We start from the raw sequence: 13,522 nt of genomic DNA, 5'->3' as shown, positions 1-13,522 counted from the left end.
ATGTGGTGGCTCGCGGTGCCAGCCATCGTTGGGCTCGGAAAGCTTCTGTACAATACTGTTACGGATGGGCCACCTCCGCAGCCGACTCCGCCACCGGACACGACGCTCATCAAAAACCTGCGCGCGTTGCGGGAATTGACCCAGAAACCCGATCCGCGCCGGGTAGCCTTCCTGGGTCAACCAGGGGCGGGCAAATCGACCATCGTCAACAAGTTGTCGCGGGGGCGTGCTCGCCCTGCACCTGTGATCGGTGCCCACACTGACGCCACTAACTGGGCCGAGCGAACCGGAATTGATCTGCTGTGCCAATGGGGCAAGCGCAGCGCCGCTGATGTGCCTGGATACGACACCAACAGCCATCCTGTGTCGGCGTTCGTCTTGCATTTTCCGTTCGACAACTTTGGCAAAATCTGTCTCGTCGTGCACGGCAAGATTCACGGGGCGGACATCAAAATCTATCAGGCGATCCGCATGCATGACGTCACACCAATTGTGGTTCGCAGCCATGCCGAATCGCTCGACGAGGAGCAGCGGAAGACCACGCGCATGGACTTGTGTCACCACTTTGTGGGGCTTGCCCCATCGTCGATTGTGTTCGTAAGTAGCCGTACCGGCGAAGGGCTCGACGAATTACGCCTGCGGCTTTGACACGAGGGTTTGATTGTAAGAACAATCTAACCGGCATAAGGTAAACGACTAACAACGGAGAAGGTGTTAATGGCATTGTTCACGACTGACTGGCGAGATGAGCTCAAGCAAGTCAAGGACGCGATTGGTGACGTGGTCGACGCCAAGCTGAACCCTATGATCGGTGGTGCGATCTCGCAAGCCAGCGCTGAGCTCGGCAACGTCGTGAAGCAAGCGAGCGACCAGTTACAGGCAAACATCGTCGTACTGTCGAATGAGATCCACGATCAGCGCCGTGTGACCAAGGACGACGTCTTGGCCTTGATTGACTACGCCTCTGACAAGATTGGCAAGACGATAGACGAACGGCTCGGTGTGGCCAAAGACGAGCTGTCGCTCCTGGTGACCGAGAAAGTCGCCCACCTGCGTACCGAGCTCGAAGACGCAGCCGTGCGCAGTCGCAAGACCCTGTATTTCAACTTGTCAGTATCCGTCCTGACGGCACTATGCATGGCGGCCATCGGGGTGGTGTACCGCAAGATTACGCTGGACCAGCTCGATGTCTACTCGTTGTTTCGCGTACTGCTACTTTCGACCGCCGCTGGTACCGGCTTGTACGCGGCGCTGAGGATGTTCACCAGCTGGCGTGGTATGAACAGGGCAAAGAAAAACGTGGCTGCCGTGGCGATCAGTTACCTCGGCATCTTGCGGCCGAACGGTGCGCTCGGGATGTGCATCTTGTCTCTGGTGTTACTGCTGTGCTGGGCCTTCGTAACCTTCTATCCATCCTTTGCGCACGCAGGCCTAATACGCTAAAGGCATGCCTTGAAAATGCACGTCACAGGTGTCGCTAAAGCTAGCATTCGTTTCCTAGTGTGTTTTACTGCATTTCCTCGTCCTGGCCTTCATTAATTACCTAACTGAAGTTAAGCTTCTGTGCGCAGCCACATGTACACAACGGGTTAAAACATGGCGAAAGTGCGTTTTTTTGGCGAAATTCCTCATAATCCTCCGGGCACGGTGTACCAAAACAGGATACAGATGAATGCCGCAGGAGTTCACATGCCGACTCAAGCCGGGATTTCAGGAACTCCTAGAGAAGGGGCCGATTCTGTTGTCATTTCCGGCGGCTACAAAGATGATATCGACCAAGGGGATGTCATCATCTACACAGGGCATGGGGGCCGCGACGATCGCTGGCGACATATCGCTGACCAAGAGCTTACGAAAGGTAATTTAGCTCTAGTTCGCAGTCAACTTGAGGGCCTGCCCGTCCGAGTGATCCGTGGGGCGGACCGACGCAACCCCTACGCGCCGGCTTCGGGATATCGCTATGACGGACTTTTTAGGGTGGAGAGTCATTGGCGTGAAGTTGAGGAAGGCGGCTTCCAGATTTGGCGATTCCGTCTCGTACGAGAGACAGCGAGTTCGATAAGCGTACCGTCGGTTCCTGAAACGACTGGCATCGAACGCGGCAACCGAATACCTTCCCGGACCACTGTAACGACCCAAAGGGTGATCCGCGACACGGCTTTGGCACGTGAACTGAAGCAGCGTTACGACCATTCGTGCCAGATTTGTGGATTACGGATCAGCACGCCGTCAGGATCTTATGCAGAAGCCGCTCATATACGTCCGCTAGGCTCACCGCATAACGGACCGGATACTGCATCAAACATTCTTTGCTTGTGCCCGAATCATCACACGATGTTCGATCTTGGCGTCTTTTCCATTAACGACGACCTTTCGCTGGTTGGTTTGCACGGCACGTTAAGTATACTGCCGGGACATGCGATTGACACAGCTCATCTCGCTTACCATCGGCAGCACTTCTACGAGGAGTTGGACCGGATTGTCGATCAAACGATTGGACTTCCCGTGTCCGATGACAGGTCGCGATAGAAGAACTGACCAAAGTGGCCCCAACGCCTGACACTGAGAACCATTACGTCCGAGCTGTCATGCGCTACGGTTTTTGCAAAGCGCTCAGGCCCGAAGCCAATCGTTCCTGTAACTCGGCCCCTACACGCTTAAACCCAAGCAAGCGCCCCGCAGAACGGATCAGTTCGGACTCCTCTCCGCCAGCGTTATCTGCTTGCGCGATCTTCAACGCAGCTATCACTTCCAGCATGCATAAGCAAGCTGCTTTCAGAGTCGCCCCTGACTCGTTCGCGCGGTCCCGGACTGGCGCGTCATCGGCTTGAGCACGTGTGAACCAGAACGTCCCATCGGTGAGAAGCTCAGTGCCCTGCGTTCGTGCGATCTCAAGAGCACTCTTCGCCGTCCCAAGTATTCTACTGCCAGCTTTTTCCTTGCCGAAGCAAGACGCAAGGCGCCGCGCGACTTCCTCTACATGGATTGGCCCCTCCTCCTGGACGATACGTGTCACCAGATTGGCGACTATATGCATTGGTACTTCGTGCGGCTCCTCCGTACCCATCGGGATAACACAGCGTTTGTACGCTGGCATCTGCCTGGGTGGTGTTTCGGGGAGCTCCAACAGCACCGGTGTTTGTTCGGTAAGAGGCCGCTGCGCGCTGTTCTTATTCGCTCCTTCCAGCTGGATGGCCTGCTCGGCAGCCTGGCTTGCATTCGCCAGCGCAGTCCGTAGACGCTCAACCTCGTTTTTACGATTGTAAAACCAGTCAGTGCTCCAGATCCGGTGGAAGCGCCACCCGAGGTGCTCAAGGACATCTTGTCGTAGCCGGTCCCTCTCACGCGCCCACAAAGCGCTGTGATAAGTCGCGCCGTCACATTCGACCGCGAGCAGGTAAGCGCCCGGACGGTCAGGATGACGTACTCCCAAGTCGATACGGAAACCCGCCGTGCCGACTTGGGGGTCGGCTAGGAAACCCAAGCTACGGATCGTGTTCGCCACGTCTTCCTCAAAAGGCGAATCGGCGGTAACTCCGGTTGGCACGACACCGCTGAGCGGCGCCCCGTTTGCGAACTCCAAATAGTGCTTCAGGATGCGAACGCCATCGCGCACGCTTCGTCCCGGATCGATGTCGCTGGGGTGGAAGGACGCGAACACTTCGCATTTCAACCGGGCGCGAGTGAAAAGCACATTCAGCCTACGCTCGCCGCCTTCGCTGTTCACTGGGCCAAAGGACATGCTCGCGAGTCTGCCTCCTGCGACGGTCGGGCCATAGCAGACACTTACGAATATGACATCGCGCTCGTCGCCCTGCACGTTCTCAATATTCTTGACGAAGACGCTCTCTGCATTGCCGTCACGCAGAAAATCGTTTAAGACTGCGTCAGTACGGCGCCGCAATTCCAGCAGCTCGGTAATGAGGTTCTTCTGCGCGGACGAGAAGGTGACGATACCAACAGATACGTCGGGATGTGAACGGGCGTGTTCAGCAAGACGGGTGACAATCGCCTCCCCCTCAATGCGGTTGTCACGCTTCCCGCCTTTGTCATAGACCCCTGGCACTCGCGTGAATGTCAGGCCAAAATCCGGGTTCTTTTGCAAGGGCGACGGCGGCAGAATGAGCTCGTCGTCGTAAAATTCCTTGTTCGATACTTGGATCAAAGATGGATCGCGCGAACGGTAATGCCATCGAAGCATCCGAGAATTCAGTCCGCGTGCTTCGCATAGGCTAAGGATGCTTTCCATCGCGCCCGCCTTGGCGGCATCACCTAACAGGTTTTCTTCGCCTTCCTCGTCGACCTCGTCCTCTGCCTCATCGCTCAGCAGACGAGCAAAGAAAGAAGACGGTGGCAGCTGCTTTTGGTCCCCCACCACCACGATCTGCTCGGCTCGCGCGATCGCGCCCAAAGCATCCTCCGGACGCACTTGGGACGCCTCATCGATAATAAGGAGGTCGAAAGAAAGCGCTCCTGGTGGAACAAATTGTGCGACTGAGATCGGGCTCATCAACATTACCGGCTTGATGCGCTGTAGGGCGTTACCAGCGCTGGCGAACAGCTTACGCAGTGCGATGTGGCCACGCTTTTTTCCGATCTCTCCGCGGATAACCTTCATCTCACCCATCGCGCCTTGGGGAAGCTGTCCCAGGTGACCTGCGACGATGCTCATGACATTGTGTTTTAACCGTTCGCGCTCCAATGCGGCGAACTCTGTGACGAGATCGTGGCGGTCTAATTCACTAATATCGCGAAGGTGGGGCGACGTGCCTAGGGCCGTTTTCCAAAGTTGCTCGGCACGTGCGAAGCGTAGCTCCGTGATCGCTTGGTCGGCAGAAAGCGTACCTGCTCGCATTCGCGCCGCCACATCGGGCAGCCCTGCTTCCACCATTGCAGCGTGGGCTTTCTGAAGCGCCGACCATCCTGAGTACCTGTCCATAGAGAACGCGACGAGATTGAGCCAGTCGCGGACTGTTGGCAGCTCGTGCTCGACCGGTTCTTCATGTCCCAGTGTCGAAGGTAAGAACTGTAGCGAGTTCATCACGTCGCGAATAGCCGATTCACACGCTGGTTCGAGTCGTCCTAGCTGGAGCTTCAAGTTGCTGACAACCTCGGGTTTCTGTCCCAACGCGACCAGAACCCCGCGCGGCCACGCCAGCGGTGCCCGACTCGCTTTTTCACACCAGCCCACGACCGGGAGGAGCTGCTCGAAATCAGTCAGCTCTCCACGCCACGCCTCTCCAACGCATTTCGCGCAATATGATTCGTCGGCTATCCAGAACTTCTTTTTCTCAGCAATATTGATGAGCGTATCAAGAAGCGAGAGTCTGTCCTTCGGACTCTTGGGCATGGGGCCACGGAGCATGCCGGCGAGCTCGCGCGACGCGCCGCGATATGCTCCTCCCCAGCGCGCGAAGAACGAGTGAACGCCTCCAGCCAAAGCCCCACGGAGGGAAACAGGCGACGCATCGAAAGCCGCATCCACGAACTGCTCGGCAGCCTGGCTCTTGGCGACGCGCCAAGCAGCACCCGCCCGCAATGCATTCGCCAGTCGCTCAAGACTGCCCTCGGCGAGAAGTCTACTCGCGGCATCTGCGGCGTTAGTGGGTAGGCCGTCGATATACGTGAGCGCGTCACGGAGTTGACGCGCACTCGCTCGCGTGCGCGGAAGCTCAATATCGAGGACCGCGAAGGCCTGCCCCAGTACTTCGTCCAATGCCGAAATAGCGTCAACCGCGTTGGACAGGAGACTTGCCAGCCGAGAGAGCTCCACTGGCTGAAGGGACAGGTTTTGTACACCAGCAAACGGATGAGAGTCGGGCTGGCCTTCGCTGACGAGGAGTTCGCCATACTTGGCAACAGCAACGAGCAGCTCATCCACCTGTTCGCGCGACATCGCTGCCAGAACGCTGCCGTTGAAAACCGGTGCTGGAACGTTAAGCCCGATGTAGCGCGCCTGAACTCCCAGTACTGAATACGGTGTCTCGCCTGAGCTCCCTATGGGTTCGTGGAGCGCGGCGGCGAGCGTGTTCAGTTTGTCGCGCACCTTCGTGAGCGAACTCGGAGGCCCGGGCATAGATGGTACGGCCGACACCTTTATTAGCGTTCTTGCCAGTTCGGCGAGCACGTCCTTCTTGTTGGCGGTGCGTGAATGAAGTTCCAGGCACACATCCCTTAACCCAACTTTCACAAGGCGCTCATGCACAACCGAAAGCGCCGCCATCTTCTCCGCGACAAACAGGACGCGTTTTCCCTCCTTGACGGCTGCGGCGATGATATTCGTAATCGTCTGCGATTTTCCGGTCCCAGGTGGTCCCTGAACGACGAGGTTCCGCCCTTGACGAACCTCCTCGATGACGATGGCTTGCGAAGCGTCGGCATCTACGACGTGAAAAATTTTCTCAGGTGGCAAAGCGACGTCTAGGCGGTCATCGCGACCGATCAGCGGTGGCTCTGGTTCAAACCCTTCATAGAGCAAGCCTCGGGTCAGCTCATGATCGGCGATAGCACCATCTGGCCAAGCCTCCGGCGCCAGGTCACGGTACATCAACAGCTTGGAGAACGAGAAGAAGCCAAGCTGCATGTCATCTCGATCCACACGCCAGGCGCTTTGCGAAGCGACTGCGGCCTCGACCCGCTCGAAGTACGACGACGGACGCCATTCGTCCGCGATCTCAAGCTCTGGCAGCACCAGGCCAAAATCCTCCTTCATTCTCTGCTGGAGCGGAAGATTGGTGACAACGTCATCGTCCCTGAGTCGGACTTCGTACGTGTTGGATTTCTGGTTGCGAGTAAGTTGTACCGGCAGCAGTATGAGTGGCGCCTCCCTCTGCACCGCGGAGGTCTTGTCCTCGAACCAGGTCAGAAATCCCAGGGCTAGGTACAAAATATTGATGCCGGACTCTTCTTCCGCAGTTTGGGCTTCCCGGGCAATTTTGAGAAGACGCTTTTGCAGCGCGTCAGGCCCCATTCGCGTCTCAAGTTGGGAGTCGGTATAGCGTTCAGCATCAAAGCCAGGCTCACCAGCATCCGCCAGTTTGAGACCATTGTCCTCGGTATCCTTATCGAGGCCGATGGCTAGGAAGCGCATTGCCTTGCCACTGCTGAGGATTTCGTAAACGTCTTCGGACCGCTCATTTACGACGTTGACAACAGCGGCACGACTGTTCTTGCGATTGACGTGCACCAGTCGATTGCGAGTTCCTGTTTCGACTAGACGTTTCCGAGCGTCGTCGAAAAGCCTTTTGACGGCCGACTTTTCGGGCTTTGTAACGTTGCTCATATCATCTGCTACGCTCGTCATGTCATAGCCTTTATCTACGCCTACGACCAACAAGCCATAGTGCTTGTTCTCATTATAAATTAACTACCAACAATCCTCTAAACGGAAGAGCGGATGACACTGGCATCTGCGCGACACGGCCCAGACAATCAGGTGCATTGTCCTGGCATCCCGTGGTAAGGGTGGGCACCTTTACCCTTTCGCCGGCTGAGCCTTGGCATTACGTGAAACGGCAGGTAGGCAACATTTGATAGTACTTTGGCGGCAACTTTGCACCCCGAATGCGATCACGCATCCTCCTGGTGACGCAGCCGCTGTTGAGAGCAAGCACCACGCCCGCATCATAGGATGGGCAACATCCAGGTCACTGATCAACCAGCTGAGCTCCCCTCCAACAAGCGGCTCGCTGGCAGCCAACTACGCGCGAAATTCTGAAGAGCTGCTCCCACGCAAATGCCGTGGTGCTAAGCAGGACCTTCTAGCCAAGCGTGCTACAGAGCTGAAAACTTTAGAGAAGACAGCTGGTATTCAGGATGCGTTGATAGGGTCCCATGTATGTCAGCCAATATGCATACGTTTTGATTAATCTCAAAACTAGCTTCGATTCCGGTGCGGTTTAAAAAAATCCAAAATTTCTCCCTGTTGATGCGCAATGCATTGAACACAGGCAATTTCTTACATATTATAAAAAAGCAATGGCAACGTCTTCCATCTAGAGCTCGAAGGACATCATGACCTCATTCAAAAATCATTTTTTGTTTTCGGTTCTTGCACTACTAATCATTAGTTCTGACTTTGCCCTGGCGCAAGTCCCACCATCCGGTTCACAGACCGCAACACAATCGGCAGTGCTGCCAGAATCTTCACTTAAGGTGGTTAATAAATCAGCCGGTGAAAATCCTTTAACAACTAATTCACAGTCCAATGCAGTCCAGAGCGGGAACCCTTCGGATGGGAGCGCACAAGTTACTGCCGTTGCTAACGCACCCGAAAAATCCCCTCACCCTGACGCAAAAGGAGTAATTGTACTCACTCCGGTAAGCCCAGATAGCGACCGTATCAACTATATGGGGGACCAAATTTCATACCCCATCGATATATATGTGGCAAGAGTAGATATGAGTGTCAATCCTCATACATCTACAGCACTATGCGCTCCCGCCCGATCTCGGTTTAAAGGTGCTGGCCAAGCAGTTGTGAGCCCTAACGCCACCCCAAGTCCAATTTTTCGTGTCGTTAACGTTGGGCCTGTAGACACCAAAGTGACCCAAGGTCGATGCACAGTTGGCTCAAATCTAATACAAGTTGGAGACGTAGTTGTCTTTGCTGCGGCCGACCTGAAAATGATTCCCCCCGACCGATTCGGGCTCACGTACGGGACGTTGTTAGTTCCATACAAATATCATTTTTCTGGCAGCGATTTTGGCTCTGGGGCCTCAGTCGGAGGCTATTTGGGATATCGGTGGGACCGGTCTGGCGTCTTGGGTATTGCATTGCAACCGGTGCTATTTCTAGGTGCGGCTATCATTCCAGTCTCGCAAGTATCCAACGGTCAGGTAAAGACTGAAAATATGGGAGGAATTAGCTATGGACTTGGGTTGTTAGGCACTGTCAAGGACAGTTTTCACCTCGGCATCGTTATCGGTGCGGATCGTGTAAATAAAAGTGCAGATTACCGCTATAACGGAAAGCCCTGGCTGGCAATTTCATTGGGCTTCGAATTTTCCAATTAGTTACTTTTGTGAACGCTAACTTTTGCGCCATGCACAAACCAATAAATTTTGATGGATGAGGGCGAGATCCAATCGCGCGAGAAGAGCGGCCAACCGACAGATTGATACGTGTAGATGTTTACATATAGCTGTCTTGGACGGGACACCGCTCAGGTCGGTTCGGCCGTACTAGCACCTACCAGTAAGCTTCGGTGGTGAGTGCGCCCGCCCCGTTATTACGGCCGACCGACTTGCCCTACGTGGCAATACTTGACAGCAGCATCTGTCTGCTAATGCCACAATGCCGGCCTACCTCATGTGGGATCGGTGACGAGCGCCTGCCGTTGCGGAAAAATGAACCACCCTGGAAAGAAGAGGTTGAATCGCGTACCGGAAAAATAACGGGGCAACAGCATAGAACACTAAGCGTCACCCCGAATCTTATAAGCTCGATTATGCGGGTATCTACCCAACTTCCTCCGCGACGAGATTCAGGAAGAATGTACGCTTCTCGATGTCACTTCGGCAATCACGCAACACGTAATCAATGACATCTTGGTCCGTTTCGCCAATCCGTACCAGCCAGTCCAAGAGCGTTTGCGTTTCGCGCATTGACATTGGTGCTGCGTTTTTCTCCCTGGTTCTGTACTTGTGCGCTATTGCTACTGTTGCTACTCCTGCTACTGGACTATCACCTGTCGCTAGCGATGTAGCAGAGATAGCAGAAGTAGCGATCGCGGTCTTAGTATCGCGCTTCCGAATCAAGTCTACGAGGGCCATACTATGCCTCCTCGATCAACAGCGACGGATTCAACTGGATGGTCAGTTGCTTCCCGTCCTTTGCGACTCGCAAACGGTCCAGTGCCTCCAATACGGCGATTGCGGCATTGAAGCGCAAGCCGTCACGGATCGGCCCGTGCTGGCGTGCATAATTCTTGCCAATCGAGTTATCGCAGTTCCGCTTGCAGCGCGCGACAATCCAACCATCCAGACGCACTGCGTCTGTCACCTCGGCCGGCAGAGCCAACTCGCCGAAGAATCGACGTGCCTCATGCAAGTGCCACGCGGCGATGCAACTAGCCGCCTCGAAAGTGTCAACGCTAATTGCGCCGTCTTCTCCTTCAAAGATGTGAAACAAAGCCGCCAGGCGCACAGCATTGTCAGCGGATTTGCTCGCGACGTCGCGCACGTCGTAGAGTTCGCCGTCGCGGCTCAGCCCGCTCTCAATGTCGTTGTGAAACTCGATCCATGCCCTCTTGGCTTCCGAAGACAGCAATAACATCGGCGGAGCCAGCACGTCATCTTCGCCCAGGGGAATAGGCTTTTGCAGGATCTCAGTGATGCGGCGCTCGAAGGCGGTCAACTTCGGCCACCCGATCGGGCCGTCGGGAACGCGAGGGTCGATTTGACGCGTCCCCTGCGTCGATTCAGGGAAGGCGATCAAGAAGCGGGCAAGGAAACCCGTACCACGTGCGAGCGCGCCAGTACGCAAGAAGAACTCTCGCAGTGTCGGTTCCTGCACTTGGAGAGCCACCGTCAAGCGAGCATTATTAACCTTGAAGGATTCGGTTGCGCGGCGGTCAACAGTCACGCTTTTCCCATCCCACAATTGGTTGAGGAGAGCCAGGTTGCGCATCACCGAATCTTTACCCATACCATGCGAGCCGAACACAACCCCTGCTTCTGACGACACGACACCTGCCGACGGCCATTGTTTTGCGAGGCTGAAGGCCAACGCTTCGGGCGTGGCGTCGGCATACAGCAGGCGCGGGACTTTTGGTGGCTGCGGCTTGTCATGCTCCAGGTCGCGCAGAGCTGCTTCCATGGAGCCGCTCGGCTTATTCTCTTTCGCGAGCTGGCGGATTTTTTCTTTGGCGCCGCTACGCTTGGCCTCCCAGGCATCACATGCTGCGATGTAGTCCTTGAGTTCAGGTTTCGCCGCCTCAGCCTGCGCCGCCTCATACTCATAAACCGATTTGGTGAAGAATCCGTCGCACGTCGATTTGCGCTCCCCGCTGTCCGCGATTGCCATCAAAAACAGCCCGATCGGCCCCACCAGTTTTTCCAGCCTTTTCACGTCAGCGTGTGCCTGAATCGTCAACGACAGCGCCGCCAGCGCCGACATCACCACCATAGGCAGAGGGGCTTTGACGAACGCTGCCACCTCTTGAACCGCTCCCCTGATAGAGCTCGGCAGAGCGTCGATTGGGTAGGGCTCCCTTCCCATATTCGCGGCCAGAGATTGCGGTTTCTGCCAGCCATTATTTGCCGTACGGATGACATCGCTTTTATCAGTCGAAACTGTTGTGAGGCTCTCCACTTGGCTCGCGTTCGTCAATGCCGACACAACAGCTTCCGCCCCGCAGACCTGCATCATATCGTTGAAATCTTTCATTGCCGCTTCCCGATCGCTACCGAAGTCCGGCACAGCCAGCCTGCCATTGGCGACCTGTGCAGCCTCGATAGCATGCGGATCGGGGGTGCCGCTAGCCTTTATGAGATCCGCCAGGATGATCAGGGTCGCCGTGGGGTAGCGGCTACGCATTGCTGTCGCCACCTCTTTCAAATTGGTGGAGGACAGAGCGGCCACGCCGGCGTGGCCGCTTGCGCTGCTCGCGGACAACACGGTTGCGACACCTTCACCAATCAGCAAGGTGAAAGCTACTTGGTCATCGCAGGGCAGGCGCTCCGTAGCCCAGTAGCCGCCAATCTTAGTTCCACGGCCCGCCAGCGCTGCTTTGCGCTTGTTACCATCAATCAGTTCAACCGTTGTGAGCTGCCCGCCTTGCTTGACGGGGACAACCAGCAACTCGCCTTCCAACAATTCCCCATTCGATTTCGGCGAATAGCCCAGGATTGACGCAGCGAGACCCGCGCTAATCTGGCTCAGGGTGGATACCGGCTGTACGTTTTTGCGCACGAGGTATGGGTTACCGACCGCCGGCTTAGCCGCTTGGTAGATGGCGTTCGCCTTCTTCATCGTAACGTCTCGTTCACGCATTTCATCAACCGACTGCTTTGCGGTCCTTTCTGCCGCGATGCGCTGACGCTCCACGAGGATTTCCGGCTCCGGCTGCTGGTAGCTGCGGCTCGAAACCCATCCACCTTCTTTCGCGGCATGAAACAGGGTTCCGATCTTCACCGGCCCAGTCACGTTAGCGCTCTTCCACATTGCTTTCGCGGCCTGATAATCGTAGGAACTTGCTTGTTGGCTCCACTCGTCCCACAGGTCGAAGCCGACGTCACCAAATTCGTCTTTGATCGCGAAACCCATCTTGACCCAAGTCTCTCGGTCGCCCGGGTCGATGAACTGCAAGGCTTCGCGAATGCGCTCAACGTCGTCGAACATAATTGCAGTGCCGGGCGCGCTGGAAACTACGTATTTTGCCTCCAACATCTCGCCCCCTACGCCGATGCAATAAGCGCGCGGATGTCCTCGACACGCCACATCGTGCAGCGGCCGAGCTTCACCGGCTTCGGGAAGCGCCCGGTGCGGACGCCATCCCACCAGCAGGACTTTTTGACGGGGATGATCGCGGGGATAGGGGGTTCCGCTTTCTGGTTGCCGATGATCTGGGGCAAACGCAGGAAGCCGGTTTCGGGGAGTTTATACATAGAGGAGTATCCATAAATGACCATTGCTGGCCGATGGGATGCATCCTCTGATTTTTTCGTCCTGAGAAATCCACATGTGGAGTTAAGAAACCCACATGTGGAATTCTCTCCTTACTTCGAGCGGGACTCCAACGCTTCGGGAATCTTTGCTAGAGTTCGTCGCACAGTCTCCTGTGATACCGCCACACCGAATTGTTCCGTCAATCTTGCTATCTGGGCAGCCGTACCGCGCGATTTCAGATCGATCGCCGAATAGTCGCACAGTGCTGCGATTATGGTTAGAAGTGTATTCCGCTCGGTCGTCTTCAGCGGGTTGTCTGTGGCGAGCGGGCCGTCGCCCTGCTCCAGGACTGGCTTTGTGACGACGATTCCGCGTATCCGCCAAAAATCGATCCACCACTCTACCGGGTAGAGTTCCTTGGCCTCGATCTCGCCTTTGGCCAAGGCATGTGCCAGGGCGTCCAGTTCACGGTAGTTGTCCAGCAGCCGTTTGCGGACCGCTGATTCAAGCACATTGACCGGAGCCTCACCAAGATTCGTCACCAGCGACTGAAAAACGAAATCGGGACGCATAGTGAAGAAGGTATCACCCTGCCATACGAAACGCCAAGTACCAAAGCGCGGGTCAATGGCGGTAGCCAGATAAAATGCGTCGACGATGTCCAAGTAGCGCTTGGCCTGAAGGTCACTTAATTCCTCAGCCCGAAGCCCTTCGTTTTCGTCGGGGAACGCCTCGGTCATAGCAAACGCTGCGACACCTTCCATTGCTTCATCAAAGGAAGACACATCTTGCCAACGCTCCCGAGCCCAGCCCGTTTGATGGACTGGGCAAATTCGCCCGAGGTCGTCCAAGCAATATTCGTCTTCTGGACTGGTTTGAAGCATCGTGTACCTTTCTCTAACATCATTGATC

At 55.8% G+C, this 13,522-nt stretch carries 8 protein-coding genes; 4 read left to right on the top strand and 4 right to left on the bottom strand.

Going from position 1 to position 13,522, the window contains the following annotated elements; genetic code table 11:
* The 3 genes from NX784_RS05345 (at position 1) to NX784_RS05335 (ending at position 2,529) form a co-directional block, all read left to right on the top strand.
* Positions 1-648 carry a GTPase gene (locus NX784_RS05345; RefSeq protein ID WP_258815630.1) on the top strand — a complete coding sequence of 216 codons (648 nt, stop codon included), beginning with the start codon at positions 1-3 and terminating at the stop codon, positions 646-648.
* Between the two features lie 69 nt (positions 649-717).
* Positions 718-1,443 carry a hypothetical protein gene (locus NX784_RS05340; RefSeq protein WP_258815629.1) on the top strand — a complete coding sequence of 242 codons (726 nt, stop codon included), beginning with the start codon at positions 718-720 and terminating at the stop codon, positions 1,441-1,443.
* Positions 1,444-1,596: 153 nt separating this feature from the next.
* Entirely contained in the window at positions 1,597-2,529 is a 933-nt protein-coding gene (locus NX784_RS05335; RefSeq protein ID WP_258815628.1) for a YDG/SRA domain-containing protein, read from the top strand.
* Positions 2,530-2,593: 64 nt separating this feature from the next.
* On the opposite strand, the gene NX784_RS05330 is transcribed toward NX784_RS05335, so the two are convergent.
* The gene (locus NX784_RS05330; RefSeq protein WP_258815627.1) at positions 2,594-7,282 is read right to left on the bottom strand and encodes a DUF3320 domain-containing protein; all 4,689 of its coding nucleotides are present in this window, start codon (positions 7,280-7,282) and stop codon (positions 2,594-2,596) included.
* Positions 7,283-8,013: 731 nt separating this feature from the next.
* Here NX784_RS05330 and NX784_RS05325 point away from each other — a divergent pair.
* Positions 8,014-9,015, top strand: coding sequence for a hypothetical protein (locus NX784_RS05325; RefSeq protein WP_258815626.1), 1,002 nt, complete (start codon positions 8,014-8,016; stop codon positions 9,013-9,015).
* A gap of 760 nt (positions 9,016-9,775) precedes the next feature.
* Here NX784_RS05325 and NX784_RS05320 read toward each other — a convergent pair.
* From NX784_RS05320 to NX784_RS05310, 3 genes are all read right to left on the bottom strand, one after another.
* Entirely contained in the window at positions 9,776-12,391 is a 2,616-nt protein-coding gene (locus NX784_RS05320) for a DUF3987 domain-containing protein (RefSeq protein ID WP_258815625.1), read from the bottom strand.
* A gap of 8 nt (positions 12,392-12,399) precedes the next feature.
* Positions 12,400-12,609: a helix-turn-helix transcriptional regulator gene (locus tag NX784_RS05315; RefSeq protein WP_258815624.1), complete on the bottom strand. Its 210-nt coding sequence runs from the start codon at positions 12,607-12,609 to the stop codon at positions 12,400-12,402.
* Positions 12,610-12,720: 111 nt separating this feature from the next.
* Complete coding sequence (locus NX784_RS05310; RefSeq protein WP_258815623.1) at positions 12,721-13,494, bottom strand: hypothetical protein; 774 nt, start codon at positions 13,492-13,494, stop codon at positions 12,721-12,723.
* Positions 13,495-13,522: the final 28 nt, after the last annotated feature.

This window comes from Massilia pinisoli (assembly GCF_024753285.1).
In the GTDB taxonomy this organism is placed as follows: Bacteria; Pseudomonadota; Gammaproteobacteria; order Burkholderiales; family Burkholderiaceae_D; genus Telluria; species Telluria pinisoli.
Note: the sequence above shows the minus strand (reverse complement) of the source record. Positions and strands in the feature narration are given on the sequence as shown.

What these genes read in the sequence shown, in the direction of transcription:
- NX784_RS05345 (WP_258815630.1), top strand. Translation starts at nt 1, where the DNA reads ATGTGGTGGCTCGCGGTGCCAGCCATCGTTGGGCTCGGAAAGCTTCTG.
- NX784_RS05340 (WP_258815629.1), top strand. Translation starts at nt 718, where the DNA reads ATGGCATTGTTCACGACTGACTGGCGAGATGAGCTCAAGCAAGTCAAG.
- NX784_RS05335 (WP_258815628.1), top strand. Translation starts at nt 1,597, where the DNA reads ATGGCGAAAGTGCGTTTTTTTGGCGAAATTCCTCATAATCCTCCGGGC.
- NX784_RS05330 (WP_258815627.1), bottom strand. Translation starts at nt 7,282, where the DNA reads ATGAGCAACGTTACAAAGCCCGAAAAGTCGGCCGTCAAAAGGCTTTTC.
- NX784_RS05325 (WP_258815626.1), top strand. Translation starts at nt 8,014, where the DNA reads ATGACCTCATTCAAAAATCATTTTTTGTTTTCGGTTCTTGCACTACTA.
- NX784_RS05320 (WP_258815625.1), bottom strand. Translation starts at nt 12,391, where the DNA reads ATGTTGGAGGCAAAATACGTAGTTTCCAGCGCGCCCGGCACTGCAATT.
- NX784_RS05315 (WP_258815624.1), bottom strand. Translation starts at nt 12,609, where the DNA reads ATGTATAAACTCCCCGAAACCGGCTTCCTGCGTTTGCCCCAGATCATC.
- NX784_RS05310 (WP_258815623.1), bottom strand. Translation starts at nt 13,494, where the DNA reads ATGCTTCAAACCAGTCCAGAAGACGAATATTGCTTGGACGACCTCGGG.